Origin of the sequence: Microbacterium sp. 22242, from assembly GCF_052045495.1 — a bacterium.
Classification (GTDB): domain Bacteria; phylum Actinomycetota; class Actinomycetes; order Actinomycetales; family Microbacteriaceae; genus Microbacterium.
This window is the reverse complement of record NZ_JBQEOZ010000008.1, coordinates 42,703-68,660: the sequence shown is the minus strand read 5'-3', so window position 1 is coordinate 68,660 and position 25,958 is coordinate 42,703. Positions and strand designations below refer to the sequence as shown.

The following is a 25,958-nucleotide window of genomic DNA, read 5'->3' as shown; positions in this document are numbered from 1 at the left end:
GTCGAAAAGTGTGGCAGGGCACGTGGGACAAGCACGGGGGAACCACCGGCAACCACCGGGACCCGCGGGGACCCACGGGGAGGGGACCCACGGGGAACCGTCATCGACGCCGGCCCGCTCGGTAGGCTGACGGGGTGAAGATCCTCGTCCTCGGTTCCGGTGCCCGTGAGCACGCGATCATCCTCGCCCTGGGCGCCGAGCAGGAGGCGCACGAGATCCTCTGCGCTCCCGGGAACGCCGGGATCGCGCAGGATGCGACGCTCGTCGAGGTGGATCAGATGGACGGCGCCGCGGTGAAGGACTTCGCCGACGCGCACGCGGTCGACCTCGTCGTGGTCGGCCCCGAGGCGCCGCTCGTCGCCGGCGTCGCCGACGTGGTCCGCGCACACGGCATCCCGGTGTTCGGCCCCGGCCGCGCCGCCGCGCAGCTGGAGGGCTCGAAGGCATTCGCGAAGCGGATCATGGAGGCGGCATCCGTGCCCACCGGCCGCGCGGTGCGCGCGGGCTCGACCGCCGAGGTCGAGGCGGCGTTCGACGCCCTCGGCGCCCCCTACGTGGTGAAGGCCGACGGCCTCGCCGCGGGCAAGGGCGTGATCGTCACCTCCGACCGTGACGCGGCGCTCGCACACGCCGAGCACTACCTGCCGGGCGGTCCCGTGCTCGTCGAGGAGTTCCTCACCGGACCCGAGGTCTCGCTGTTCTTCCTGAGCGACGGCGACACGGTGCGCGCGCTCAGCCCCGCACAGGACTTCAAGCGCGCGATGGACGGCGACGAGGGCCCGAACACCGGCGGCATGGGCGCATACTCCCCGCTGCCGTGGCTGGACGAGCAGTTCGGCAGCGAGGCGGCGTTCGTCCAGCAGGTCACCCGCGACGTCGCACTCCCCGTGATCCGGCAGCTCGACGCCGAGGGGACGCCGTTCATCGGGCTGCTCTATGCGGGCCTGATCCTGACCCCGGACGGCGTGCGCGTGATCGAGTTCAACGCCCGCTTCGGCGACCCGGAGACGCAGGTCGTGCTGCCGCGGCTGCGCACGCCGCTGTCACGGCTGCTGCTCGCCGCCGCCTCCGGCACCCTCGAAGACGAGCCGCAGCCGGAATTCGCGGAGCGGGTCGCGATCACGGTCGTGCTCGCCAGCGAGGGCTACCCCGAGGCGCCGCAGACCGGACGGCCCATCGAGGGCCTCGCCGAGGCCGCCGCCGTCGACGGCGTGAGCATCGTGCACGCCGCCACCGCCGGTCCCGACGCACCGGGAGGATCGCTCATCGCGTCCGGCGGTCGGGTGCTGAACGTCGTGGCGACCGGCGCGGACTTCGCCGACGCCCGCACCCGCGCCTACGAGGCGATCGGACGGATCCGCCTCGACGGTGCGCACTACCGCAGCGACATCGCGGCCCGCGTGGCGCAGTAGTCCGCCTCGCCGCCCCCTCGCACACGAAAGGGCGCCGCACACGAAGGCTCGCCGCCCCGAAGAGGCGCCGCACACGAAGCCCCACCGCACACGAAAGGGCGCCGCACCCGGGCGGGGTGCGGCGCCTCTTCGCCGGTGCGGATCAGCCCTCGACGGACGTGCTCTCGGCCGTGGAGCCGGCCGCCCCGCCGTCCGCAGGAGCCGCTGCGGACTCCGGCGCGCGGTACCGCGTCAGGAACAACGAGGCGACCAGCGCCACGATCATGACCGCGGCCGGCAGCAGCAGCGACTCGCTCATCGCCTTCGAGAAGCCGTCCACCACGAACGGGGGCATGGAACCGCTCTGCGCCATGCTGCCGGGGGCGCCGTCCGCGCCGGGCAGGTGATCGTTCAGCCGCGCCTGCATGAAGGCGGCGATCGCGGCCGATCCGAGCACGGATCCGATCGTCCGGGTGGTGTTGTAGATGCCGGATCCCGCACCCGCCTGCCGCGGCGGCAGCTTGCGCGTCGCGGTGGTCGCGAGCGGACCCCACATGCCGGCGTTGCCGATGCCCAGCAGGGCGGACGGCAGCAGGAACATCCAGATCGGCGTGGTCGCGTTCATCAGCAGCGAGAACCACAGGAAGCCCGCCCCGACGAAGAGGAGACCGGGGACCAGGATGACGCGCGGATCCACCTTGTCCAGCAGCTTTCCCGCGGGCTGCGCCAGGCCACCGGAGATCAGCGCCATCGGCACCATCAGCAGCGCGGCCTGGGTCGGCGTGAGGTGACGGGCGAGCTGCAGATAGAACATGAGGGGGAGGCCCTGACTCGTGACCGCGAAGCCGACGGCGGCGATCGCGACGTTCGACCAGGAGAAGTTGCGGTCGCGGAAGAGGTCGAGTGGGACCAGCGGCTCGGTCTTCGTCTTCGCCTGTTGCCAGAGGAACAGCGCCATGATGACGACGCCGGCTCCGATGACCTCCCAGACGGTGATCGGCCCCCACATGGCGCCCCACTTGTACTTCTCGCCCTCCTGCAGGCCGAAGACGATGAGGAAGAGTCCCAGCGCGCTGAGCACGACGCCGACGACGTCGAAACGGTGCTCGTGCGTGGCGAGCTTGGGGACCAGGATCCAGGCCAGCACGAAGCCGATGACCCCGACCGGGAGGTTGATGAAGAAGATCCACTGCCATCCGGCGGCGTCGACGAGCAGACCGCCGAGCAGCGGTCCGACGAGGGTGGCCACGCCCGCCGTCGCCCCCCACAGGCCCATCGCGGCGCCACGGCGCTGCGCCGGGAAGGTCCGCGCGATCACGGCCATGGTCTGCGGTGTCATGCACGCCGCGCCGAGGCCCTGCACCGCGCGGGCGATGACCAGCCCGACGAGCGTCGTGGACAGGCCGCACCAGAGCGAGGCGCCCGTGAAGACGAGCAGGCCGATCAGGTAGATGTTCTTCGGGCCGAACCGGTCGCCGAGACGGCCGGTGATCAGCAGCGGCACGGCGTAGGTGAGCAGGTAGGCGCTGGTGACCCACACCACGTTGTCGAGGTTGTTGGTCGCCGGGTCGAGGTGCGCCTTGATCGCCGGATTCGCCACCGAGACGATCGTGGTGTCCACCAGGATCATGAAGAAGCCGATGACCAGGGCCCACAGGGCGGGCCAGGGGCTCTTCGGCTTGTGGCCGACGGCGTACGTGCCGGTGTTCGTGCCGATGGGTTCGGCGGATCGCGCCGAGGCGCGGGAGGGATCAGTCATTCTGACGAGCCTTTCGGTGGACAGGAAGGTGTTCCGGATCCGGTCCCCACGCGTAATCGGGGGAGGACATCCGGTGGATGAGGGAGGCGAGCCAGTCGACGTCCGCCTGCAGCATCAGACGGTGCCGCAGGGGCTCGAGGAGGTACTGCTCGTGCACGTCGCGAGCGTTCGCGCCGTGCAGCGCCTCGCTCAGCGCATCGAGCTCGTGCCGCAGCAGCGCGAGCCGCTGCGTGAGCAGGTCGATCGCCTCGGACCGCTCGAGGTTGTGGGCCTCGGCGAGCGCGACGCGGAACGGCGTCTGCCGTCGGGTGCCGCCGAGCTCGCGCCGCACCCACTCGCGCACGGCCTCGGTGCCCGCGGGCGTGACGGCGTAGGTGGTGCGCTCCGGCCGGTTGCCCTCGCGATCGACCCCGACCTCCTCGAGCAGGCCCTGACCGTGCAGACGGGAGACCGTGTGGTACAGCGTCCCGTTGGAGATCGGGATGATCCGGTCGTCGCGGCGCGCACGCAGCAGCCGCGCCATCTCGTACGGGTGCATGTCGCCCTCGCGCAGCAGCGCGAGCACCATCACCCCCAGCGGGGTGAGCGCCGGATTCGTCACGATCACTCCATCTCAACTAGTCCACATGGACTATACGGGTTGGACTATACGCGGTCGGGAGCGGGGACGCCAGTCCGGAGGCGACGCTCACGCCCGAGGTTCATCGCATCGCCGTCGCGAGCTGCGCCGCCGTGAGCGGCCGGTCCGCGTACACGAGCCGGGTCACGGAGGGATCCGGATTGCCCGGGTCCGGAGCCCGGTGCACCAGCTGGAGCCCGACCTTCTCCGCGACCCCGGCGGAGGCGCGGTTGTGCGCGACGAGATACGCGATGACGGGGACGTCAGACGCGATCCGTGCGGCCGCGGCGAGCGCCGCCCGCGACAGCTCGGTCGCGAGGCCGCGCCCGTGATGATCCGCGGAGAGCCGGTAGCCGAGGTTCCAGAGACGAGCGGCCGGATCGTCCGGATCGGATCCGATCATCGTGCAGCCGCCGTTGCCGATGACCTCGCCGGTCTCCCGCAGCCGGACCACCCAGGATCCGAGCCCCCTGCTCTCCCAGCCGCGCAGCCAGCGTTCGATCATCGTGTCGATCTGCGCCGGCTCGGTCGGACGCAGGCTCGGGAAGTGCGTCCAGAGGCGCGGATCCGCGTTGATCGCGAAGACCGCGTCTCGATCGGCGGGCTCAGGTCGGCGCAGGAGGAGCCGGTCGGTCCGGGTCTCGGCAGGAGTGCTCACCCGCGCACGCTACTCCGGGCCTCCGACGTTCGGCGCCGGCCGGCGCTCCGCCCGCGACGACCACGACCACGACCACGGACACGAGGGGCAAGCCGTGACCGCGATAATGGGCGGGTGAGCACTCCTTCCCCCTCCTCAGGCCTCGCACTCCCCGGCTGGCGTCACCTCTATTCCGGCAAGGTCCGCGACCTGTACGTGCCGGAGGACCCGGCCGACGAGCGTCTGCTGGTCGTCGCGAGCGACCGGGTGAGCGCGTTCGACTTCGCCCTCGAGCCGGGGATCCCGCGCAAGGGCGCCCTGCTCACCTCACTCAGCCGCTGGTGGTTCGACCGCCTAGCGGAGGGCGCGGATCCGATCCCGAACCACCTGGTCGGGGGCGAGATCCCGGCCGAGGTCGCCGACCGCGCGATGCTCGCGATGTCGCTGGAGATGCTGCCGATCGAGTGCGTGGTGCGCGGCTACCTGACCGGATCCGGCTGGGCCGAGTACCAGCAGAGCGGCACGGTGTGCGGGATCCCGTTGCCCGCCGGCCTGCAGAACGGAGACCGGCTGCCCGAGCCGCTGTTCACGCCCGCGTTCAAGGCGCCGATGGGCGAGCACGACGAGAACATCACCTTCGAGCGGACCGCCGAGCTCGTGGGCGCCGAGCGCGCGGCCCAGCTGCGCGACGTGTCGCTCGCGGTGTACCGCCGCGCCGCCGCGATCGCGGAGGAGCGCGGCCTGATCCTCGCCGACACGAAGTTCGAGTTCGGCGTCGATGAGAACGGCGTGCTGCGGCTGGCCGACGAGGTGCTCACGAGCGATTCCTCCCGGTACTGGGACGCCGAGTCGTGGCGGACCGGATCCACCCCGTCCGAGCGGATGGCGAGCTTCGACAAGCAGATCGTGCGCGACTGGCTGAGCGCCCACTGGGACAAGCAGGGCACCCCGCCCGTGCTCCCCGACGAGGTGGTGGCGCAGACGGCCGCGCGCTACGCCGAGCTGCTGGAGCGCCTGACGGCGTAACCGCTCGGGGCGTGTCCAGCCCCGAGCCGCAGCTCCCGCACCGCACCGTCCGCGCCGAGAGCGGCGGATCCGCTTCCCAGGGAACGCCCAGGATAGGGTTTCAGCAACCCCTCCCCCGATCCCGAGGAGCACACTCATGGCTCTGTGGACCATCCACGGCAACGGACGCACCGTCGAACCCGGCGCCGTCGTCCGCCCGGACGAACGCCTGAGCTGGCCCGCCACGATCGCGATCGGCGTGCAGCACGTCGTGGCGATGTTCGGCGCGACCTTCCTGGTGCCGATCCTCACCGGCTTCCCCGTGCCGACCACCCTGCTGTTCAGCGGTGTCGGGACGCTGCTGTTCCTGCTCATCACGCGGAACAGGCTGCCCAGCTACCTCGGATCCTCGTTCGCGTTCATCGCCCCGGTGACCGCCGCGACCGCCGCCCACGCGGTCGGCGGCGACAGCGGCATCGGCGCCGCCCTCGCCGGCATCGTCGCGGTCGGGGTGCTGCTCGCCGTCATCGGCGTCGTCGTGCACGTCGCCGGCGTGAAGTGGGTGGACCGCTTCCTGCCGCCCGTGCTGGCGGGCACGATCGTCGCGCTGATCGGGTTCAACCTCGCCGGCGCCGCGTACGGCAACTTCTCGAAGTCCCCGGTCACCGCGACGTTCACGCTCGCGATCACGATCGTGTTCGCCGTGCTGTTCCGCGGTTTCCTCGGCCGGATCTCGATCTTCCTCGGCGTGATCGCCGGCTACGTCTTCGCCGGCTTCCAGGGCGAGCTCGACTTCACGGCGGTCGACAAGGCCGCCTGGGTGGGCCTGCCGACGTTCCACTTCCCCGACTTCGGCACCCCGAGCGTGTGGAGCGGGATCGCGATGTTCCTGCCCGTCGTCCTCGTGCTGATCGCCGAGAACGTGGGTCACGTGCGCGGGGTCGCGACGATGGTCGAGGATCCGGAGATCAACGCGCAGACCGGCAGGGCGCTGATCGCCGACGGCGTCTCGACGACCATCGCGGGTCTGTTCGGCGGATCCGGAACGACCACCTACGGCGAGAACATCGGCGTGATGGCGTCGACCAGGGTCTACTCGACCGCGGCGTACTGGGTCGCCGGCATCGCGGCGATCCTGCTCAGCCTCTCGCCGAAGTTCGGCGCGATCATCAACTCCGTGCCGCCGGGGGTGCTCGGCGGCATCACCACGGGCCTGTACGGCCTCATCGGCGTGATCGGCATCAAGATCTGGGTGGACAACCGCGTCGACTTCTCCCGCCCGGTGAACCAGTACACCGCGGCCGTCGCGCTCGTGATCGCGGTCGGCGGGTTCTCGATCGCGATCAAGGACTCCGGCTTCGTGCTCGGCGGCATCGTGATCGCCACGGTGGCGGCGATCGTCGTCTACCACGGCGGCAACGCGATCGCCCGGCTGCGCAGGTCGGGCGCCGACGACCCGCGGCCGCTGCAGGCGGTCGGCCCGATGGGCGGCGACCCGGCCTGACGCTCGCCCGCGGCTCGAGCGGCGCGGCCGCGCGCTCCCGCTCCTTGTGCCATGCCCCGCCAGGAGGCGGGGCGCCGTCGTCATCCGAGGCGACGCCGTCAGCGCCGAATGATGCGCTGCTCGATCGCGGCCGCGACGGCGCCCGCCCTGGTGTCGACGCCGAGCTTGGCGTAGATGTGCGAGAGGTGCGACTTCACGGTCGCCTCCGAGACGAAGAGCGTCTTCGCCAGCTCCCGGTTGCCGAGACCGTCGGCGAGCAGCTCGAGCACCTCGACCTCGCGCTCGGTCATGCGCGGCTCCGGCGAGGAGGCCCGGCGCATGAGCACGGCGGCGACCGAGGGCGCGAGCGCGGGCTCGCCGCGCGAGACGGCGTGGATCCCCGCGAACAGCTCGGCGGGCGGGGCGTCCTTGAGGAGGTACCCCGCGGCTCCGGCGTCGAGGGCGCGGAGGATGTCGGATTCGCTGTCGTAGGTGGTCAGCACGAGCACGGCGGGCGGATCCGGCAGCGTGCGGATCCGCGCCGTCGCGACGATCCCGCCCTCCCCGTCGCCGAGGCTGAGGTCCATCAGCACCACGTCCGGCCGCTGCTCCGCGACCGAGCGGCAGGCGTCGTCGGCGTTCGCGGCCTCGCCCACGACGACGAGATCCTCCGCCGATTCGAGCAGGGCGCGCAGGCCCGCGCGCACGACAGGGTGGTCGTCCACGAGCACGATCCGCAGCGTCATCGCTCCTCCGTCCGGGGTCCTCCGCCGCGGACTTCGCGCGGCTCGTCATCGGACGCCCGGCGCTCCCTGCCGGAGGCCGGCTCATCCCGCGGGAACACCACGGACAGCGTCGTCCCCTCCCCCGGACCGCTCTCCACCTGCAGCGTGCCGCCGAGCTGCGCGATCCGCTCCGCCATGCCGGGGATCCCCTGCCCCCTGCCCGCACGCCGGCGCTGCGCCGCGCGCGCTGCCATCGCGGAGGGCCGCGCATCGAACCCGACGCCGTCGTCGCGGATGTCGAGGCGCAGTTCGTCGGGCTGAGCGGTCAGGCTCACCACCGCCCGGCCGGCCTTCGCATGCTCGGAGACGTTGGCGAGGGCGCCGCGCACCGTCCGGATGATCGCCGACGCCACCGGCAGCGGAACCTCGGTCGCGGTGCCGTGGCTGCGGAACTGCACGTCCACCCCGCGTCGTGCCGTTTCGGCGACGACGCGGGCGAGCGCCGCGGGAAGGGAACCGGCGGCGCCCTCGAGCTCGCGCGGGGCGAGGTCGCGCACGACGCGGCGCACCTCGTCGAGGGCGGAGCGCGCGGTGTCGGCGGCGGAACGGACCTGGTCGCGCGCCGCCTCGGGGCGCCGCTCCCAGCCCTGCTCGGCCGCCTGCAGCAGCAGGTTGATGCTGGACAGGTCCTGGCCGACGGAGTCGTGGATCTCGCGCGACAGCCGTGCGCGCTCGGCGAGCGCGCCGGCGCGGTGCTGCGCGGCGGAGAGGTCGGCCTGGGTCGCGGTGAGCTCGTCGAGCAGCTGCTGCCGCGCCGTCGCCTCGCGATCCAGCGCACGATAGGCGACGATCGTCGCGAACGCGATCCCGAGCGGCCCCGCCACGAGCGTGGGATCGAACAGCGTCGCGAGCCGCAGCTCGGCCGCGATCACCACCGCGGTCATCGCCGCGACCACGCCCGTGGCCGGCCAGAACGGCAGGATCTGCAGCACCCCGAACGCAAGGGGGACCGCGCACCACGCGAACGAGGGAGCGGCCAGGGTCAGGCCGGTCCACAGCGCGCACACCACGAGCGTCCACGCCGCAGGCCACGCGCCGCGACGCGGCACCAGAGTCTGCAGCACCGCGGCGACCGCGAGCACGATCGCGCCCGCGAGCACCGGCACGGCGTTCTCGCCCTCGCCGTGCCGGAGCAGGTAGCGGATCGCGCTGACGACGACCAGCGCGATGAGCACGATCTGCAGCGCCCGTCCGAAGCGCACCGGTGCGAGGATCCCGCGCACGCCGTCTCGCATGCCCTCCTCGACGTCCATGGCCACAGCCTAGAGAGGCCGAGACCCGGCCCACATCATCCGATCGGCCATGACCCCGTTGCGCCGCGCGTCGCGTGCACGGACTCGCGCCGCCAGTCGCGTGCACGGACTCGCGTCGCACCGTTCTCAGGACGAGCGTCGCGTGTTCACGTCCACACGCCGGGTTCCCGGCTCCCGTGCCGAATCCATCCTGAGAACGGTCATGCCCGTCACGCCGAACCGCGCTCACGCCGACCCGGACCGCCAGCCCGGTGCCATGCCGTCACGCCGACCCGGACCACGAGCCCGGGGCCATGCCGTCACGCCGACCCGGACCGCCAGCCCGGTGCCATGCCGTCACGCCGACCCGGACCACGAGCCCGGCGCTGCGGACCGGGCCCGGCGCTCACGCCGACCCGCGCACCACCAGCTCGGTGCCGAGGATCGTGTGCCGCGGCGGGTGGGCGCCGCGAAGGCGGTCGATCAGCACGCTCGCCATCGCGACGCCCTGCTCGTGCATCGGCTGGCGGATCGTGGTGAGCGGCGGATCGGTCGACAGCGCAACCGGCGAATCGTCGAAGCCGACGATCGCGACGTCCTCCGGGATGCGCACTCCCGCGGCGCGCAGGGTCTGCAGCGCGCCGCGCGCCATCAGGTCGCTCGCGACGAAGAGCGCATCCGGCAGCTCGCCCGCGCCGGCCAGCAGTATCAGCGCCGCGCGGGCGCCGTCCCCCTCGGCATAGTCGCCGGGCAGTTCCGCGAACGGCTCGAGTCCCGCGTCGGCGAGCGCCTGCCGGAACCCGGTCAACCGGTCCACGGCCGCGGCCATCGAGGGCGGGCCGGTGATCGTGGCGATCCGTCGCCGGCCCGCGCGGATCAGGTGCTCCGTCGCCGCCCTCGCCGCCGCGATGTTGTCCACGTCCACGACGTGGTCGGTGTCGCGCTCGCGCGCAGGGCGTCCGCCGAACACCACGGGCACCGACTCGGCGATGCGGTCCACGAAGGCGTCGCTGGTGTGGTGGGACAGGATGATCGCGCCGTCAACGCCGCCGTTACGCACGAACCGGGTCATCCGCCCGTCCGGGTCGTCGCTCGCGATGAGCAGGTTCAGGATGTAGTCGGATCGGCCGATCCTGTCGCTGATGCCTGCGACCACTGCCGCGAAGAACGGATCGCCGAAGAACCGTGTGGTGTCCTCCGGCACGACCAGGGCGATCGCGTGCGTCTGCCGGCTGGCGAGCGAGCGGGCGGCGCGGTTCGGCACGTAGCCGAGCCGCGCGATCGCGTCCTGCACGGCGGTCAGCGCCTCGGGGCTCACCGCGGGAGAGCCGTTCACGACGCGCGACACGGTCGAGCGGGACACCCCCGCCGCCGTGGCGACCTCCTCGATCGTGGCGCGCCCCGCGCGTGCCGGATCCGGATCCTCCGTCCGGGCGTCCGGATCGCCCGCTCCGGAACGCGACCGGCCGGGTGCGCCGCTCCCCCCGCTCATGCGCTCAGACCGCCCGCGCGGCGATGATCCGCGCGTACTCCCGGCCCGAGTCCTTGACGATCCGGTCCTGCGTGTCGTAGTCGACCCGCACGATCCCGAACCGTTTGCTGTAGCCGAACGCCCACTCGTAGTTGTCCAGCAGCGACCAGGCGAAGTAGCCGCGGACATCGACGCCCTCCTCGATCGCGTCGTGGGTCGCCGCGATGTGCTCCCGCAGGAAGGCGGCGCGTTCGGCGTCGTGGACCTGACCGCCCTCGATCACGTCGTCGTACGCCGCGCCGTTCTCGGTGACGAAGAGCGGCAGGCCGGGGGCGTACTCGGTGCCGATGCGGCACAGCAGCCTGGTCAGCCCCTCGGGCTGCACCTCCCAGTCCATGCCCGTGCGCGGAAGCCCCCGCTCCACCCAGTGCACATCGTCGGCGGCCGGGAACGGCGAGCGGGTGCGGCGCACGACGGCGCCCTGTTCGCCGTCGTGCGGCGTGCCGGCGCCGCCGGGCTGCGGCGATCCGGAGAGCATCTCGCCGTGGTAGTAGTTGATGCCCAGGCAGTCCAGGGGCGCGGCGATCGTGTCGAGGTCGCCGGCCTGGATCGCGTTCGCCCAGCGGCGCACCGCGATCGGGTCGACCGCGCGGATGTCGTCCACCACGTCGGCCGGGTACGCGCCGCGCAGGATCGGATCCAGGAACCAGCGGTTGAACTGCCCGTCGATCCGGCGCGCGGCGTCCACGTCGCCGGCATCGGCCGGGTCCGCAGGATCGGCGACCGTCAGGTTCAGGGTGATCCCGAGGTCGAGCTCGGGGTCCCTGGCGCGCAGCGCCTCGATCGTGCGGCCGTGCGCGAGCAGCAGGTGGTGAGCGGAGAGGATCCCGTCCTCGACGCTCGTGCGCCCCGGCGCGTGCACGCCCGCGGTGTACGACAGGAACGACGAACACCACGGCTCGTTCAGCGTGGTCCAGTGCTGCACGCGGTCGCCGAGCACGTCGTGCACGCTGAGCGCGTACTCGACGAACCGGTCGACCGTGTCGCGTGACGTCCAGCCGCCCTTCTCCTCGAGCGCCTGCGGCAGGTCCCAGTGGTAGAGCGTGAGCCAGGGGACGATCCCGTTCCCGCCGGCTTCGCCCGAGTCCGCCGCGAGCAGCTCGTCGACGAGGCGGTCGTAGAACGCGAGGCCCTCCTGGTTCACCGCGCCGCCGTCGGGCCGCACCCGGGCCCAGGACGTGGAGAACCGGTACGCCTGCAGCCCCAGCTCGGTCATCAGGCGCACGTCGTCGCGGTAGCGGTGGTAGTGGTCGCAGGCGACGTCGCCGGTGTCGCCGTTGTTCACCGCGCCGGGCACCCGGGCGAACGCGTCCCAGATCGACGCGGTGCGCCCGTCCTCGAAGGCCCCTCCCTCGATCTGGTACGCGGCTGTGGCCGCGCCGAACAGGAAGCCGTCGGGGAAGCGGCGGGCGGACGCGGTCATGGCGCTCCTTGGGTCGGTCGCGCCTGTGGCGCGGGAAGCTGGGCGGTGAGGCGGATGGGTGCGCAGGAGCGTTCCCATCAGGTTCGAGTCAGGATATGAGAGCGCTCCCACGCTGTCAACCACCGTGGTCACAGCGCGGACGAGTTCCGAACTCAGTCGATTCGGGCTCCAACGACGGTCTTGCGAACCGCAGCCCCCGAATCGACTGACTTTCGCACATCGCACGCCCGGGAGGCGCCGGACTGGGGTAGCGCGCCCGGGGATGCGGCGTCCCGCCCGCAGGTTGGACGCCCGGAGTGGGCGGCGCTCCGCACGCAGGTTGGACGCCCGGGATGGCGGCGCCCGGCCCGTCCCGCATGTGCGCGTCAGGGCAGGAGACACGCACCCGGCGATGCTCCGGCGAGGCCGACGCGTACCCTGGACCGGTGACCTCCTCGCCCGCGCTCGTCCGCGCAGAGTCCCTCATCCGCTCCGTTCCCGACTACCCGCAGCCCGGCATCCTGTTCCGCGACATCACGCCGCTGCTCGCCGACCGCGAAGCGCTGCAGGCCACGACCGAGGCGCTGGTCGCCCCCTTCCGCGGGGCCTTTGACGTCGTCGCGGGCATCGAGGCGCGCGGTTTCATCCTCGCCGGGGCCGCCGCGATCGAGGCCGGATCCGGCTTCGTGCCGATCCGCAAGGCCGGCAAGCTCCCGCTCCCCGCCGCCGCGGTCGACTACGCGCTGGAGTACGCCACGGCGACGATCGAGATGCACGAGGACCTGCCCGCCGGTTCCCGGATCCTGCTTATCGACGACGTGCTCGCCACCGGCGGCACGCTCGCCGCAGGCCGGCGGATCGTCGAGGAGCTCGGCTACGTCGTCGCCGGCATCTCGGTGCTGTTCGAGATCGAAGGGCTCGGCGGCCGGGACGTGGTCGGAGACGTGCACACCGTGTTCCGGTCCTGACCGGCGCCCGCGCCGCGAGATCGGCGTCCCCCGCTGCGCCTCCCGCGCCGCCCGGGATGCTCCTGGCGCCGGGACCGGCAGGAACGGCGACGGCCGCAGGATAGACTGGCCGCTGCCCCCGCCCGCGACATCCGGAGCCGTTCATGCCCACCATCGTCGTCGACGTCATGCCCAAGTCCGAACTGCTCGACCCGCAGGGGAAGGCCGTCTCGGGAGCTTTCGCCCGCACCGGCGTGACCGCGTTCAGCGACGTCCGCATCGGCAAGCGCTTCGAGCTCACCGTAGAGGGCGAGGTCACCGACGCCGTGCTCGCCGAGGCCCGCCGCGTCGCCGAAGAGGTGCTCTCCAACGCCGTGATCGAGGACGTGGTAGGCATCGAGGTCGCCGAATGACGGTCCGGATCGGGGTCGTCACGTTCCCCGGATCCCTCGACGACCGCGACGCGCAGCGCGCCGTCCGCATCGCCGGCGCCGAGCCGGTCGCCCTCTGGCACGGCTCGCACGACCTCGACGGCGTGGATGCCGTGATCCTGCCCGGCGGCTTCAGCTACGGCGACTACCTGCGCAGCGGCGCGATCGCCGCGCTCTCGCCGATCATGACCGAGGTCAAGGACGCGGCCGCGAAGGGGATGCCGATCCTCGGGATCTGCAACGGCTTCCAGATGCTCGTCGAGGCGCACCTGCTGCCCGGCGGGCTGATCCGCAACGACCACCAGCACTTCGTCCGCCGCGACCAGAAACTCACGGTCGAGAACGCCGACACGGCGTGGACGCGCGACTTCTCCCGCGGCCAGGAGATCGTCATCCCCCTGAAGAACGCCGAGGGCGGCTACATCGCCTCGGACGAGACGCTCGACCGCATCGAGGGCGAGGGCCTGGTCGCGTTCCGCTACGCGGGCGTGAACCCGAACGGATCCCTGCGCGACATCGCCGGCCTCACGAACCCGGCGGGCAACGTCGTCGGCCTGATGCCGCACCCCGAGCACGCGACCGAGCCCGGCTTCGGCCCGGATACGACCGCCGCCATGCGCAGCGGCGTGGACGGCCTGCCGTTCTTCACGAGCGCGATCGCCGCGGTCGCCCGCGTCGCGGCCTGATCCGTCCGCTTTCGGGCTGACCGGGCCCCCGGTCCGTTCTCGGGTACCCATCGGGGCTCGGGTGCCCATCGGCTCCGCATCTGGTCGCACCCCCTCGTAGCGTCTTCACCCCCTCTGAGTTACGTCACTGCGGGGAGGTGTGGACGCTGGAGGGGGTGATTGTGCGGCCCGGCGGGGGCTTCCCGCCCGGGCGGATCCGGATCCGCAGCACGGGGATCCGTGTCGCTCCGGATCCGTTGCGACCCGCGGACGCACCGGGCTAGCGTGACCTCGAAGCCGAGGAGCGGAGGAGCGCATGGGCCGTTTCGTGTACTGGATGAACGTGTCCCTGGATCTGCGGATCGAGGCGGCCGCGGGCGAGAACGGCGGCGGCGACTGGATGCGGATCGGCGAGCCGCTGCATCTCGAGTTCAACCGGCGGGCGCGTGAGCTGACGCTCATGGTGCAGGGTCGGCGCGTGTTCGAGATCATGGAGGCGTTCTGGCCGGCGGCGCGCGATGACACGTCGCTGCCGGCGTTCCTGCAGGAGTACTGCGCGATCTGGACGGACAAGCCGAAGATCCTGGTCTCGCACACCCGGTCGGAGGCGCCGTACAACACGAGGGTGATCGGCGAGGACGCGATCGCCCGTCTCGCCGAGGTCCGGGAGTCGACGGACGGCGACATCGGGGTGGGCGGTGCGAACCTCGCGACCGCGCTCCTGCGGGCGGGCCTGCTCGACGAGCTGCTGCTGTTCACGCACCCCGCGATCCTCGGATCCGGCAGGCCGCTGTTCGACGAGGCCGGCGACCGGCCCGTGCAGTTGGACCTGCTCGAACAGGCCGCATTCGACGAGGGCGTGACGATGCACCGCTACTCGGTGCGGCGCTGAGATCGGGAGGCCCCTTCGACAGGCTCAGGGACCGGGGGCACGAAGGACCGGAGGGCGGGAGGTCCCTTCGACAGGCTCAGGGACCGGGAGGCGTCAGGGGCCCGGGGGGCGCGGGGGACGTGAGGTCCCTTCGACAGGCTCAGGGCCCGGGAGGCGGCCGGGACCGGGCGTCACCAGGGGCTGGGCTCGTAGTCCTTCAGGAAGACGCCGTGGATGTCCTCGCCGGCCTCGCCGCGCACGATCGGGTCGTACACGCGCGCCGCGCCGTCGACCAGATCGAGCGGGGCGTGGAAGCCCTCCTCGGCCAGGCGCACCTTCGTGTAGTGCGGGCGCTCGTCGGTGATCCAGCCGGTGTCGACGGCGGTCATCAGGATCCCGTCGGTCTCCAGCATCTCGCCCGCGCTCGTGCGCGTGAGCATGTTCAGCGCGGCCTTCGCCATGTTCGTGTGCGGGTGGCCTGGGCCCTTGTACCGCCGGGAGAACTGCCCCTCCATCGCCGAGACGTTCACGATGTGCTTGCGCCGCGCGGGCGAGGCGGCCATCGCGGGGCGCAGCCGGCTGATCAGCAGGAACGGCGCCGTGGTGTTGCAGAGCTGCACCTCGAGCAGCTCGAGCGGATCGACCTGGTCCACGCTCTGCACCCAGCTGTTCACCCGGTTCACGTCGGGCACGAGCCCGCCCGCGTCGATCGCGGTGCCGTCCGCGTGCTTCGCGAGCGACGAGGATCCGGGCGCCATCGCGAGCCGGGACAGCTCCTCGGCGGTGAGCGCCTGCCCGCCCCGCTCGGCGATCGTGCCGCCGAGCGAAGCGATCGACAGCAGCGGGTGCGCGTCGACCGAGGCCTGCAGCGCCTCGGGATGCGGATCCGCGGTGTGCCCGAAGGTCTCCATCTCGGGCAGCGGTCCGGCAGGCAGCGGCTGCAGCTCGGCGTCGACGAGCAGCGAATACGCGCCCGGCGAGCGGCGCACGGTCTGCGCGGCGTTGTTGATGAGGATGTCGAGCGGCCCCTGGGCGGCGACCGAGTCGGCGAGCGCGATCACCTGGGCCGGGTCGCGCAGGTCGATGCCGACCACGCGCAGCCGGTGCAGCCAGTCGGCCGAGTCGGGCAGCGCGGCGAACCGGCGCACCGCGTCGCGCGGGAACCGCGTGGTGATCGTGGTGTGCGCGCCGTCGCGCAGCAGCCGCAGCGCGATGTGCATGCCGATCTTGGCGCGGCCGCCCGTGAGCAGCGCACGCTTTCCGGTCAGATCGGTGCGGGCATTGCGCTTGCCGTGGCTGAAGCGTGCGCAGTCCGGGCAGAGCTGGTGGTAGAACGCGTCGACCGTCGTGTACAGCTGCTTGCAGATGTAGCAGTTGCGGGGCTTCAGCAGCTCGCCGGCGATCGGGGCCTCGACGACACTCGACGCCAGATCCAGGCCGCGGGTCTCGTCGTCGATGCGGTCCGGGGCGCCGGTCGCGGTCGCGGCGATCACGGCGCGATCCGCCTCGGCGATCGCGTCGCGGATCTCCCTGCGGCGGACGCGCTTGGCGGCTTTGAACATGGCCGAGGTCGCCCGGCGGACAGTGATGAAATCGGGGTGGTCCTGGTCGAGCTCGTGCAGCTCGGCGAGCACCCGGAGCGTGGTCGCGAGGTCTGCCGGGTCGATGCCGGATCCTGCGGTTTCGCCGCCTGTCGTGGCGCTGCGGTCGCTCTGCGTCGACGGAGCGTCGGAGGGGGCGTCGGTCATTGTGACGATTCTACGCGAGCAGTCTGGGCGGGACCCCCGACGGCGTGGGACGCCGCAGCGCTCTCATCGAGGTCCGCGAGCGCGGACTCGATCAGCACCTCGGCGGCACGGCGCGCCTGCACGGCGACCTGCGGATCTCCGGAGATCGCGGCCGTGCTCTGCGCCCCTTCCGCGAGGATGGAGAGCTGCGCCGCGAGCAGCGGCGAAGCGCCGGTCGCCGAGACCAGGTGGGCCATGTATGCCTGGAACGACGCCTTGTGCTCCTTCACGATCTGCGCGATCGCGGGATGGGTGCCGCCGAGCTCGCCGAACGCGTTGATGAAGGCGCACCCGCGGAAGCCGTCGTCGCAGAACCATTCCTCGAGATAGCGGTAGACCGCCAGCAGCCGCTCGCGCGGCGTCGGACCGGCACCCGCCACCGCCGCCGAGATCGCGCCCTCCCATTCGGCGTGCCGGCGCTCCAGCACCGCCGCGACGATGTCGTCCTTCGCCGGGAAGATCCCGTACAGGCGGCGCAGCGACACGCCGGCTGCCGTGCGGAGCTCGTCCATCCCCACCGCCGCGAATCCCTTGCGGTAGTAGAGCTCTTCGGCAGCCGTCAGGATCTGTTCGCGCGCCTCGTCTTCGGTCATGGCATCAGTCTACTTGACAACGAGAACGATCGTTCTCTATGGTTGTGGTCATCGCGAGAACGATCGTTCTCATTCGAACTCAGAAGGGCACGCACATGGGCTACATCACCGTCGGCACCGAGAACAGCACCTCCATCGAGCTGTACTACGAGGACCAGGGAAGCGGTCAGCCCGTCGTCCTCATCCACGGCTACCCGCTGAACGGACACAGCTGGGAGCGCCAGACCCGCGAGCTCCTGGCACAGGGCTACCGCGTGATCACGTACGACCGGCGCGGCTTCGGCCAGTCGTCGAAGGTCGGGACGGGCTACGACTACGACACCTTCGCCGCGGATCTGAACACCGTGCTGACCACGCTGGACCTGCGCGACGTGGTCCTGGTCGGGTTCTCGATGGGCACCGGCGAGCTCGCCCGCTACGTCGCACGCTACGGATCCGACCGGGTCGCGAAGCTCGCGTTCCTCGCCTCGCTCGAGCCGTTCCTCGTGCAGCGCGATGACAACCCGGAGGGCGTCCCGCAGCAGGTGTTCGACGGGATCGCGGCAGCCGCGAAGGGAGACCGCTACGCCTGGTTCACGCAGTTCTACAACGACTTCTACAACCTCGACGAGAACCTCGGCACGCGCATCAGCCAGGAGGTCGTGACCGCCAACTGGAACCTCTCCGTCACGAGCGCGCCGGTCGCCGCCTACGCGGTCGTCCCGGCCTGGATCGAGGACTTCCGCGGCGACGTGGAGGCGGTCCGCGCCGCGCAGAAGCCGACCCTGATCCTGCACGGCACGAAGGACAACATCCTGCCGATCGACGCGACCGCACGCCGCTTCCACCAGGCCGTCCCCGCCGCGGACTACGTCGAGATCGACGGCGCGCCGCACGGGCTCCTGTGGACGCACGCCGACGAGGTCAACGCCGCCCTGAAGGACTTCCTCGCGAAGTGACCCCGTAGCCGCTGCGGCCCGTCGTCCACGAGACGGCGGGCCGCCGTCGCGTGCCGGGGATCGCCGGGACGCGGCCACGACGCGGTCGCTCACGCGTCTCGGTCGCGGTCGCTCGCGTGGGCCCGTCGCAGTTGCGATCGCGGTCGCGGTCACTCGCGTGAGCCCGACCCCGGCCGCGTCCGTTCCGGCGATCCCCCAGCCGCGTCCGTTCCGGCGATCCCGCCGTCGTCAAGAGCACCCCGAGCCCGCAGAGGCCTACCCTCGAATCGTGAGCCTTCTCGTGACCGTGCCCGACGCCGAACTCGCCGCGGACCTGCTGCCGCTCCCGCCCGGGGTCGAGGTCCGCGTCTGGGACATGTCGACGCCAGCGCCCGCCGAGCGGATCGACATCGTGGTGCCGTCCTATCTCGGCCGTCAGCGCCTGTCCGCCCTGCAGGGCATCGAGGTCGGTCTCGTGCAGGGGCAGATGATCGGCTACGAGGCCGTGATCGAGCGCATCCCCGCCGGGATCCCGTTCGCGAACGCGGCGAGCGTGCACGAGACCGCCACCGCCGAGCTGGCGGTGGGCCTGACCATCGCCGCGCAGCGCGAGCTGCCGCGGTTCGTGCGCGCACAGGACCTCGGCTTCTGGGATCGCGGGTTCACCTCGAGCCTCGCCGACCGCCGCGTGCTGCTGGTCGGGATCGGCGGAGTGGGCAAGGGCATCGCGCGGCGCCTGGCCGGGTTCGAGACCTCGATCACGGCCGTGGGACAGACCGCGCGCGTCGAGACCGTCGAGGGCGTCGGGAAGATCGCGGTGCACGCGCTCCCTGCCCTGCCCGCGCTGCTGCCCGAGGCCGAGATCGTGATCCTGTCGCTGCCCGGCGGAGCAGAGACGCATCGGCTGTTCGACGCGAAGATGCTGGCGCACATGGCCGACGACGCGCTGCTGGTGAACGTCGGCCGGGGCACGCTCGTCGACACCGACGCGCTGGTCGCCGAGGCGGGACGCATCCGCGCCGCCCTCGACGTGATGGATCCCGAGCCCCTCCCCGACGGCCACCCGCTGTGGACCGCCCCCGGCGTGCTGTTCACCCCGCACATCGGCGGCGCGTCGAGTGCGATGCAGCCGCGGATGGTCCGTCTCATCCGCACCCAGCTCGACCGCATGCTCGCCGGCGAGGAGCCGGTCAACCTGATCGCCCGCTGACGCCACTGCGGCGGATCCGGTGGGCCGGCCGGCTTGCCGAGAGCACCGTTCTCAGGATGGATTCGCGATTCCGCGCTGCGCGGCACCGGATTCCGCGGATTCGCGAAATCCGTCCTGAGAAACGGCCGCCGAGTTCGCCCGGCGGCACGGGATCCTTCGCGCTCGAACCGATTCGATCCGCACGATTCCGGGAAAGCCGACCCGATCCCGTAGCCTGATCGCATGACCGAGCTCGAGCAGTTCTCCGCCCCTGGCGCCGAATGGTGGCGGACCGCCGTGATCTACCAGATCTACCCGCGCTCCTTCGCGGACGCGAACGGCGACGGCATCGGCGACCTGCCCGGCATCACCTCCCGTCTCGACGCGCTGTCCGAGCTCGGCGTCGACGCGATGTGGCTGAGCCCGTTCATGCCCAGCCCGCAGAAGGACGCCGGCTACGACGTCTCGGACTACCGCGGGGTGGATCCGCTGTTCGGCACGCTCGACGACTTCGACGCGATGCTCGCCGCCGCGCACGAGCGCGGGATCAGGGTCATCGTCGACCTGGTCCCGAACCACTCCTCCGACCAGCACCCCTGGTTCCAGGAGGCGCTGAAGGCGGCGCCGGGCAGCCGGGAGCGCGCCCGCTACATCTTCCGCGACGGCAAGGGCGTCGACGGCGAGCTGCCGCCGAACAACTGGGAGAGCGTGTTCGGCGGCGGCATGTGGACCCGCGTGACCGAGGCCGACGGCACCCCGGGCCAGTGGTATCTGCACATCTTCGACTCCAGCCAGCCCGACTTCGACTGGACGAACCAGGAGGTCCTCGAGGAGTTCCGCGGCGTGCTGCGGTTCTGGCTGGATCGCGGCGTCGACGGCTTCCGCGTGGACGTCGCGCACGGGCTCATCAAGAAGGCCGGCCTGCCCGACTACACGCCGTCCGAGGGAGCCGACTCGATGGGCGGCGACCAGGAGGACGTGCCGTACTGGGGTCAGCCGGGCGTGCACGAGATCTACCGCGACTGGCACGCCGTGCTCGCCGAGTACGACGGCGATCGCGCGCTCTGCGCGGAGGCGTGGCTGCCGACGCTCGACAAGATCGCGCTCTGGGTGCGGCCGGGCGAGATGGACCAGGCCTTCAACTTCAACTACCTGATGACGCCGTGGAACGCCGGCGAGCTGCGGGACGTGATCCGCGACTCCCTCGACGCGTTCGGCGCGGTCGGCGCTCCCAGCACGTGGGTGCTGTCCAACCACGACGTGGTGCGGCACGCCTCGCGTCTCGCGCTCACCTGGGACAACCCGCAGGGCGACGGCATCGGCCCGCGGGACGAGCCCAAGCCCGACCGTGCGGTCGGCCTCTCCCGCGCCCGCGCCGCCACGACCGTGATGCTGTCGCTGCCCGGATCCGCGTACCTCTATCAGGGCGAGGAGCTGGGCCTTCCGGAGGCGATGGAGATCCCGGACGAGTTCCGGCAGGATCCCAGCTGGTTCCGCACGAACGGCGAGCGCTACGGCCGCGACGGCTGCCGCGTGCCGCTGCCGTGGACGGCCACCGCGCCCGCGTACGGCTTCAACGGCACCGGCGCCTCCTGGCTGCCGCAACCGGCGGAGTGGGCCGAGTACGCTCGCGACGCCGAAGAGGCCTCCGACACGTCGACCCTCGCGCTCTACAAGACGCTGCTGCGCCTGCGAGCCGAGCGCGGCCTGGGATCCGGATCCATCGTCTGGGAGGATCTCGGCGACGACGCCGTCGCGTTCCGCCGCGGCGATCTGCATGTCGCGGCGAACCTCGGCGAGGCGCCGCTCGAGCTGCCGGCCGGGGCGTCCGTCGTGGTCCGCAGCGAGCCGTTCTCCGGGACCGCACTGCCGCCGGACTCCGCCGCCTGGTACACGCTCGCCTGAGAACGCCGCGGCTCAGGCACGCTCGGCACCGCCCATCGGAGGCTCTCCGGTGCCGGCCGCGCTGTCGACCGCACTGCCGGCCGCACTGTCGGCCGCACCGTCGACCGCGCTCCGACGGCGGAGCACGCCGACCGAGAGCAGGTGCGCGGCCAGCGTGACGGCGAGCACAGCGCCCGAAAACGGCAGCAGCTGATCCGGCAGCGCCCCGGCGGCGAGCGCGACGCCGCCGAGCGCACTCCCCAGCCCGCTGCCGAGCATCATCATGCTGCCGTTGAGGGCGAGGACGAGTGCCGCCACCGCCGGCGGCACCATCGCGGAGAGCCGGGTCTGCGCGGCGACCCCGGAGCCTCCGTTGAAGAACGCGCAGACCAGGAACCACGCGACACCGGCGACGGCGCCGGCGATCCCGGGGAGCATCAGCCCCGCCCAGCCGAGCAGGGCCGCCGCGAGCACGGTGGTGACGATGACCGTCAGCACCGCGACCGGGCCCCGGTGATCGGTGGCGCGGCCCGACACGATGTTGCCCGCGAGGCTCACGATCCCGTAGCCGAACAGCGCGCCGATCATCGGGTACCCCTCGCCGATGCGCGGGCCGAGGATGAGCGTCGCATAGGTGAAGCAGAGGTAGCTCGCGCACATGAGTCCCATCGGCACCACGAGCACGACCAGGATCGCGGGCCGGGTCAACGGGCTCAGCGCCTCGCGCAGCGACAGCACCGGCAGGTGCAGCCGGGGGACGCGGAGCAGGATCCCGATGAGCGCCGCCGCGCCGACGCCCACCACGAGGAACAGCGGGATCCGCCAGTCGGCCTGGCCGATCGCGAGCCCGATCGGCACCCCGAGTGCGGTCGCGAACAGGAAGCCGCCCATCATGAGCGAGAGCGCGCGGCCGCGGTAGCGCTCGGGCGTGCGGGCGATGACGTACGAGCCGATCACCGCGTTCAGCAGCGCCGCGCCCAGGGCGGAGACGACGCGCCCGAGCATGACCCAGAAGTAGGTCGGACCGAGCCCGACCAGCAGGTTGCCGAGCACGAACACGCCCAGCGCGAGCACGATCGTCGCCTTGCGCTCCCAGTGACCGGTGAGAGCGCCGAGCAGCGGGCCCGCGATGGCGCTGGTCGCCGCGAACACGCTCATGAGCTGCCCCGCCGCTGCTGCGTCCACGCGCAGGTCGGTGGCGATCTGCGGCAGCAGACCCGCCAGGACATAGCCGTCGATGCCCATCGAGAAGGTCGCGACGGCGAACCAGATCAGAGCTCCGGCCCGGAAGCCGTCGTCCTCAGCAGTGGTGCGCACCAGGTCATCCAAGCAGGGCGGAGCCGTCGCGCGAAGGCTTTTGCAAGGAATCCGGACGAATCGTCGGACGTCGCCGCGGACAGCCTGCCGTCCGCTCCTCGGTCGCTCAGCCCACGACCTCGAAACCCGCTACGAGCAGGACCTCGTCGCGGGACGACGGACCGACCAGCAGCTCGAACGCGCCGGGCTCGACCCGGCGGATACCGGCGGCGTCGACGACCGTGCAGTCCGGCACGGGCAGCTCGACGCGGACGCGCGCGGACTCCCCCGGATCCAGCTCGATCTGGCGGTACGTCTTCAGCTCCTTGTCTGTCCAGCTCACGCTCGTGACCGTGTCGCGCACGTAGACCTGCACGGTCTCGCGCACCGGCCTGGCACCCGTGTTCGTCACCGTCACCTCGCCGACGATCGTGCCGGCCGCGTCGAGCACGGACGACTCCAGCGAGAGCTCGGAGTACTCCACGGTCGTGTACGACAGCCCCTCGCCGAACGCCCAGGCCGGCGCCTGGGTGAGATCGGCGTAGCGATCGCCGTGCTGGCCGCGGATCTGGTTGTAGTACGTCGGCTGCTGGCCCACGTGGCGCGCGAAGGAGATCGGCAGGCGGCCGGACGGCTCGACGGCACCGGAGAGGATCTCGGCGATCGCGCGGCCGCCCAGCATGCCGGGGTTCGCGGCCCACACCACCGCGGCGGCCCGGGCGACCGAGGCCGGCAGCACGAGCGGCTTGGACGCCAGCAGCACCACGACCACGGGCCGGCCCGTCGCGATCACGGCATCGAGCAGCGCCCTCTGGCCGCCGATGAGCTCCAGGGTCGCGGTCGAGCGCCCCTCGCCGACGAGCTCGATCCGATCGCCCACCACCGCGACCACGACGTCGGAGGACTCGGCCGCCGCGACGGCTTCGGCGATCAGCTCCCGATCGGGAGGGCAGGGTACGACGACCTTCGGCCGCGGCTGACCGTCCGGGAAGGTCGCGCCGAGCGGATCCTCCTCGAGCGTGAGGATCTCCGCCCCCTGCGCGTACCGCACGTCCCAGCCGTCGACAGCCCGCAGGCCGTCGCGCACCGTGGTGATCATCTCGCGGGGCTGACCGTCCAGCCAGCCGGCCTGCCCTGACCCGCCGGCCCAGTCGCCGAGCTGGGTCTGCGCGTCGTCGGCGAGCGGGCCGACCAGCGCGACCCGCAGCGGTGCGGCCGCCGGCCCGGTCTCGGCGGACCGCCCGTTCCCGGCCCCGAGCTTCCCTCCTGCCACGAGCGGCAGCGTCCCGTCGTTCTCCAGCAGCACGATCGACCGGCGCGCGGCCTCGAGGTTGAGCTCGGCGTGCGCGGCGCTGCCGACGACCGCGGCCAGGTCGCCGGCGGGCAGGCGCGGATCCTCGAACAGACCCAGGTCGAACTTCAGGGTGAGGATCCGCGCCACCGCGGCGTCGAACGCGTCCTCGGCGAGCAGGCCCTGCGCGACCGCGTCGAGCGCGCCCTCGTAGAAGCGGGGCGTGCTCATGATCATGTCGTTGCCGGCTTTCACGGCGGCGGCCGCCGCGTGCGCGTAGTCGGGCTGCACCTTCTGCTCCCACACCATGCGGCCGACGTTGTCCCAGTCCGTGATGAGCGTGCCGGTGTAGCCCCACTCGCCGCGCAGCACCTCGCTGAGCAGCCAGTCGTTCACGGTGATCGGCACGCCGTCGGTGCTCTGGTAGCCGAGCATGAAGGTCCGGCATCCCTCGCGCGCGACCCGCTCGAACGGCGGCAGGAACCAGGAGCGGAGCTTGCGGCGGGAGATGTCCGCCTCGCTCGCGTCGCGCCCGCCCTGCGTCTCCGAGTACCCGGCGAAGTGCTTCGCGGTCGCGAGGATCGCTGTCGGATCCCCGAGCCCGTCCCCCTGGTAGCCGCGCATCATCGCGCTCGCGAGCTCGCCGATGAGGAAGGGATCCTCGCCGAAGGTCTCGTCCACGCGTCCCCAGCGCAGGTCGCGGGCGATGCACAGCACGGGCGAGAACGTCCAGTGGATGCCGGTTGCGGCGACCTCCACGGCGGTGGCGCGCGCGACCCGCTCCAGCAGACCCGCGTCCCACGACGCGGCCATCCCGAGCTGGGTGGGGTAGACGGTGGCGCCGGGCCAGAACGAGTGCCCGTGGATGCAGTCCTCCGCGACCAGCAGCGGGATCCGCAGCCGGGTCTCGGCGGTGAGCCGGTTCGCCTCCAGGATCCGCTCCGGGGAGGTGTGCAGGATCGAGCCGACGTGCCGGCGCAGCACGTGGTCGCGCAGATCGTCGCGCGCGTCGAGCTGCAGCATCTGCCCGGCCTTCTCCTCGACGCTCATGCGGCCGAGCAGGTCGGCCACCCGCGCGGCCGTGGAGAGGGAGGGGTCCTGGTAGGGCGGGGCAGCCGTCATGCGGAGGTGCTTTCGGGGTCGGGTCCGGACGGGGTGCCGGAGGAGGGGACGGTGCGGACGACGGTCACGGCGGCGTTCGCGTCGATGCCGCGCTTCTTCAGCGCGCGGGCGCGCTCGCCGGCGGAGCGCAGGCGCGGGTTGACGTATTCGTCGATGCCGAAGTTCACCAGCGCGAGGGCCACGCCGAGCAGTGCGATGCAGAGGCCGGCGGGGACGTACCACCACCAGTAGTCCGGGAACGCGCTGTTCTGCTGCGCCCAGAACAGGATCGTGCCCCAGTTCAGGTTCGACACCGGGATGACGCCGATGAACGCGAGGGTCGTGAGTCCGAGGACCGCCGCGGTCATCGTGCCGACGAAGCTCGACGCGATGATCGCCATCAGGTTGGGCAGCATCTCCACGAGGATGATCCGGTGCAGCGGCTCCCCGTTGGCCCGCGCGGCCTGGATGAAGTCGCGGTTGCGCAGCGACATGGTCTGCGCGCGCAGCACGCGGGCGCCCCACGCCCAGCCGGTCAGCCCCAGCACGGCGGCGATGACGACCAGCGGCGGATCCTCGAACTGCGACGCGATGATGATCATCAGCGGCAGGCCGGGGATGACCAGGAACACGTTCGACAGCGCCGAGAGGGACTCGCTCTTCCAGCCGCGCAGGTAGCCGGCGGTCACGCCGACCACGATCGCGACCACGGTGGCCATGATCGTGGCGAGGAAGCCGACGACCAGCACGCCCCTGGTGCCGTAGATGAGCTGGCTGAGCACGTCCTCGCCGATGTGGGTCGTGCCGAGCAGATGCGCGAAGGACGGCGGCTGCAGCGTCGCCCCCAGGTTCTGCGCGGTCGGGCTGTAGGGCGAGATCCACGGCGCGAGGATCGCGACGAGCGTGAAGACGCCGAGGATGATCAGGCCCGCCGCCGACTTGCGGTTGCCGAACATCGCCAGCGCGGTCTTGAGCTGGCCCAGGAAGGTCTTCTCGGTCGTGCCCGCGCGGCGGTCGGCGGCGAGCAGCGACGCGGTCTCGGGAGCCCCTGCGCCGGGCTGGGCGAGAGCGGGCGGCACGGGACCGGGCGAGACAGGAAAGGGCGCTGCGAGGCCCGTGGACTTCTCTGCGGGAGTCGTCAT

Annotated in this window: 22 protein-coding genes; 10 read left to right on the top strand and 12 right to left on the bottom strand. The window is 72.0% G+C overall.

The window, feature by feature from the left end; genetic code table 11:
* Positions 1-134 precede the first annotated feature (134 nt).
* Positions 135-1,412 carry a phosphoribosylamine--glycine ligase gene (gene purD / locus ACTJJZ_RS10580; protein WP_440721144.1) on the top strand — a complete coding sequence of 426 codons (1,278 nt, stop codon included), beginning with the start codon at positions 135-137 and terminating at the stop codon, positions 1,410-1,412.
* Between the two features lie 142 nt (positions 1,413-1,554).
* Here purD and ACTJJZ_RS10575 read toward each other — a convergent pair whose 3' ends face one another.
* The 3 genes from ACTJJZ_RS10575 to ACTJJZ_RS10565 form a co-directional block, all read right to left on the bottom strand.
* On the bottom strand, positions 1,555-3,021 hold the full coding sequence (locus tag ACTJJZ_RS10575; protein WP_440721236.1) for an MFS transporter: 1,467 nt from the start codon (positions 3,019-3,021) through the stop codon (positions 1,555-1,557).
* Positions 3,022-3,142: 121 nt separating this feature from the next.
* Complete coding sequence (locus tag ACTJJZ_RS10570; protein WP_440721143.1) at positions 3,143-3,751, bottom strand: PadR family transcriptional regulator; 609 nt, start codon at positions 3,749-3,751, stop codon at positions 3,143-3,145.
* Between the two features lie 100 nt (positions 3,752-3,851).
* Positions 3,852-4,427: a GNAT family N-acetyltransferase gene (locus tag ACTJJZ_RS10565; protein ID WP_440721142.1), complete on the bottom strand. Its 576-nt coding sequence runs from the start codon at positions 4,425-4,427 to the stop codon at positions 3,852-3,854.
* A 114-nt stretch (positions 4,428-4,541) separates the two neighbouring features.
* Here ACTJJZ_RS10565 and ACTJJZ_RS10560 point away from each other — a divergent pair, with 114 nt between their 5' ends.
* Positions 4,542-5,432, top strand: coding sequence for a phosphoribosylaminoimidazolesuccinocarboxamide synthase (locus ACTJJZ_RS10560; RefSeq protein WP_440721141.1), 891 nt, complete (start codon positions 4,542-4,544; stop codon positions 5,430-5,432).
* A gap of 136 nt (positions 5,433-5,568) precedes the next feature.
* Positions 5,569-6,915 (top strand): uracil-xanthine permease family protein, encoded by a 1,347-nt coding sequence (locus ACTJJZ_RS10555; RefSeq protein ID WP_440721140.1) that lies wholly within the window; start codon positions 5,569-5,571, stop codon positions 6,913-6,915.
* A 98-nt stretch (positions 6,916-7,013) separates the two neighbouring features.
* Here ACTJJZ_RS10555 and ACTJJZ_RS10550 read toward each other — a convergent pair whose 3' ends face one another.
* The 4 genes from ACTJJZ_RS10550 to ACTJJZ_RS10535 form a co-directional block, all read right to left on the bottom strand.
* Complete coding sequence (locus ACTJJZ_RS10550) at positions 7,014-7,640, bottom strand: response regulator (RefSeq protein ID WP_440721139.1); 627 nt, start codon at positions 7,638-7,640, stop codon at positions 7,014-7,016.
* Positions 7,637-8,932, bottom strand: a complete 1,296-nt coding sequence (locus tag ACTJJZ_RS10545) for a sensor histidine kinase (protein WP_440721138.1) — start codon at positions 8,930-8,932, stop codon at positions 7,637-7,639. The genes ACTJJZ_RS10550 and ACTJJZ_RS10545 overlap by 4 nt, the downstream gene beginning before the upstream one ends.
* Positions 8,933-9,317: 385 nt before the next feature.
* Positions 9,318-10,403, bottom strand: coding sequence for a LacI family DNA-binding transcriptional regulator (locus ACTJJZ_RS10540; protein WP_440721137.1), 1,086 nt, complete (start codon positions 10,401-10,403; stop codon positions 9,318-9,320).
* Between the two features lie 4 nt (positions 10,404-10,407).
* Positions 10,408-11,865 (bottom strand): GH1 family beta-glucosidase, encoded by a 1,458-nt coding sequence (locus ACTJJZ_RS10535; protein ID WP_440721136.1) that lies wholly within the window; start codon positions 11,863-11,865, stop codon positions 10,408-10,410.
* Between the two features lie 425 nt (positions 11,866-12,290).
* On the opposite strand from ACTJJZ_RS10535, the gene ACTJJZ_RS10530 reads away from it, so the two are divergent.
* The 4 genes from ACTJJZ_RS10530 to ACTJJZ_RS10515 all read left to right on the top strand — a co-directional run bounded on the left by ACTJJZ_RS10530 (position 12,291) and on the right by ACTJJZ_RS10515 (position 14,779).
* Positions 12,291-12,812, top strand: coding sequence for an adenine phosphoribosyltransferase (locus tag ACTJJZ_RS10530; RefSeq protein WP_440721135.1), 522 nt, complete (start codon positions 12,291-12,293; stop codon positions 12,810-12,812).
* 143 nt (positions 12,813-12,955) lie between these two features.
* On the top strand, positions 12,956-13,204 hold the full coding sequence (gene purS / locus ACTJJZ_RS10525; protein ID WP_440721134.1) for a phosphoribosylformylglycinamidine synthase subunit PurS: 249 nt from the start codon (positions 12,956-12,958) through the stop codon (positions 13,202-13,204).
* Entirely contained in the window at positions 13,201-13,908 is a 708-nt protein-coding gene (purQ, locus tag ACTJJZ_RS10520) for a phosphoribosylformylglycinamidine synthase subunit PurQ (RefSeq protein WP_440721133.1), read from the top strand. The genes purS and purQ overlap by 4 nt, the downstream gene beginning before the upstream one ends.
* 295 nt (positions 13,909-14,203) lie before the next feature.
* Entirely contained in the window at positions 14,204-14,779 is a 576-nt protein-coding gene (locus ACTJJZ_RS10515) for a dihydrofolate reductase family protein (protein WP_440721132.1), read from the top strand.
* A 170-nt stretch (positions 14,780-14,949) separates the two neighbouring features.
* Here ACTJJZ_RS10515 and ACTJJZ_RS10510 read toward each other — a convergent pair whose 3' ends face one another.
* The gene (locus ACTJJZ_RS10510; RefSeq protein WP_440721131.1) at positions 14,950-16,506 is read right to left on the bottom strand and encodes an SDR family NAD(P)-dependent oxidoreductase; all 1,557 of its coding nucleotides are present in this window, start codon (positions 16,504-16,506) and stop codon (positions 14,950-14,952) included.
* Complete coding sequence (locus ACTJJZ_RS10505) at positions 16,503-17,138, bottom strand: TetR/AcrR family transcriptional regulator (protein ID WP_440721130.1); 636 nt, start codon at positions 17,136-17,138, stop codon at positions 16,503-16,505. The genes ACTJJZ_RS10510 and ACTJJZ_RS10505 overlap by 4 nt, the downstream gene beginning before the upstream one ends.
* A gap of 95 nt (positions 17,139-17,233) precedes the next feature.
* Here ACTJJZ_RS10505 and ACTJJZ_RS10500 point away from each other — a divergent pair, with 95 nt between their 5' ends.
* The 3 genes from ACTJJZ_RS10500 (at position 17,234) to ACTJJZ_RS10490 (ending at position 21,149) form a co-directional block, all read left to right on the top strand.
* Positions 17,234-18,076, top strand: coding sequence for an alpha/beta fold hydrolase (locus ACTJJZ_RS10500; RefSeq protein WP_440721129.1), 843 nt, complete (start codon positions 17,234-17,236; stop codon positions 18,074-18,076).
* Positions 18,077-18,344: 268 nt separating this feature from the next.
* Positions 18,345-19,265, top strand: a complete 921-nt coding sequence (locus tag ACTJJZ_RS10495) for an NAD(P)-dependent oxidoreductase (RefSeq protein WP_440721128.1) — start codon at positions 18,345-18,347, stop codon at positions 19,263-19,265.
* A 222-nt stretch (positions 19,266-19,487) separates the two neighbouring features.
* Positions 19,488-21,149 (top strand): glycoside hydrolase family 13 protein, encoded by a 1,662-nt coding sequence (locus tag ACTJJZ_RS10490; RefSeq protein ID WP_440721127.1) that lies wholly within the window; start codon positions 19,488-19,490, stop codon positions 21,147-21,149.
* 12 nt (positions 21,150-21,161) lie between these two features.
* Here the strand turns inward: ACTJJZ_RS10490 and ACTJJZ_RS10485 are convergent, their stop codons facing one another.
* The 3 genes from ACTJJZ_RS10485 to ACTJJZ_RS10475 all read right to left on the bottom strand — a co-directional run bounded on the left by ACTJJZ_RS10485 (position 21,162) and on the right by ACTJJZ_RS10475 (position 25,958).
* Positions 21,162-22,445, bottom strand: coding sequence for an MFS transporter (locus ACTJJZ_RS10485; RefSeq protein WP_440721126.1), 1,284 nt, complete (start codon positions 22,443-22,445; stop codon positions 21,162-21,164).
* Between the two features lie 106 nt (positions 22,446-22,551).
* Positions 22,552-24,837, bottom strand: a complete 2,286-nt coding sequence (locus ACTJJZ_RS10480) for a glycoside hydrolase family 3 N-terminal domain-containing protein (RefSeq protein ID WP_440721125.1) — start codon at positions 24,835-24,837, stop codon at positions 22,552-22,554.
* Positions 24,834-25,958: an ABC transporter permease gene (locus ACTJJZ_RS10475; protein ID WP_440721124.1), complete on the bottom strand. Its 1,125-nt coding sequence runs from the start codon at positions 25,956-25,958 to the stop codon at positions 24,834-24,836. Before ACTJJZ_RS10475 ends, ACTJJZ_RS10480 begins: the two co-directional genes overlap by 4 nt.

Excerpts from the sequence above, each read along its gene's own strand:
- ACTJJZ_RS10575 (WP_440721236.1), bottom strand. The coding sequence starts at position 3,021 with ATGATCCTGGTGGACACCACGATCGTCTCGGTGGCGAATCCGGCGATC.
- ACTJJZ_RS10555 (WP_440721140.1), top strand. The coding sequence starts at position 5,569 with ATGGCTCTGTGGACCATCCACGGCAACGGACGCACCGTCGAACCCGGC.
- ACTJJZ_RS10550 (WP_440721139.1), bottom strand. The coding sequence starts at position 7,640 with ATGACGCTGCGGATCGTGCTCGTGGACGACCACCCTGTCGTGCGCGCG.
- ACTJJZ_RS10545 (WP_440721138.1), bottom strand. The coding sequence starts at position 8,932 with ATGGACGTCGAGGAGGGCATGCGAGACGGCGTGCGCGGGATCCTCGCA.
- ACTJJZ_RS10540 (WP_440721137.1), bottom strand. The coding sequence starts at position 10,403 with ATGAGCGGGGGGAGCGGCGCACCCGGCCGGTCGCGTTCCGGAGCGGGC.
- ACTJJZ_RS10535 (WP_440721136.1), bottom strand. The coding sequence starts at position 11,865 with ATGACCGCGTCCGCCCGCCGCTTCCCCGACGGCTTCCTGTTCGGCGCG.
- purS (WP_440721134.1), top strand. The coding sequence starts at position 12,956 with ATGCCCACCATCGTCGTCGACGTCATGCCCAAGTCCGAACTGCTCGAC.
- purQ (WP_440721133.1), top strand. The coding sequence starts at position 13,201 with ATGACGGTCCGGATCGGGGTCGTCACGTTCCCCGGATCCCTCGACGAC.
- ACTJJZ_RS10515 (WP_440721132.1), top strand. The coding sequence starts at position 14,204 with ATGGGCCGTTTCGTGTACTGGATGAACGTGTCCCTGGATCTGCGGATC.
- ACTJJZ_RS10510 (WP_440721131.1), bottom strand. The coding sequence starts at position 16,506 with ATGACCGACGCCCCCTCCGACGCTCCGTCGACGCAGAGCGACCGCAGC.
- ACTJJZ_RS10505 (WP_440721130.1), bottom strand. The coding sequence starts at position 17,138 with ATGACCGAAGACGAGGCGCGCGAACAGATCCTGACGGCTGCCGAAGAG.
- ACTJJZ_RS10500 (WP_440721129.1), top strand. The coding sequence starts at position 17,234 with ATGGGCTACATCACCGTCGGCACCGAGAACAGCACCTCCATCGAGCTG.
- ACTJJZ_RS10490 (WP_440721127.1), top strand. The coding sequence starts at position 19,488 with ATGACCGAGCTCGAGCAGTTCTCCGCCCCTGGCGCCGAATGGTGGCGG.
- ACTJJZ_RS10480 (WP_440721125.1), bottom strand. The coding sequence starts at position 24,837 with ATGACGGCTGCCCCGCCCTACCAGGACCCCTCCCTCTCCACGGCCGCG.
- ACTJJZ_RS10475 (WP_440721124.1), bottom strand. The coding sequence starts at position 25,958 with ATGACGACTCCCGCAGAGAAGTCCACGGGCCTCGCAGCGCCCTTTCCT.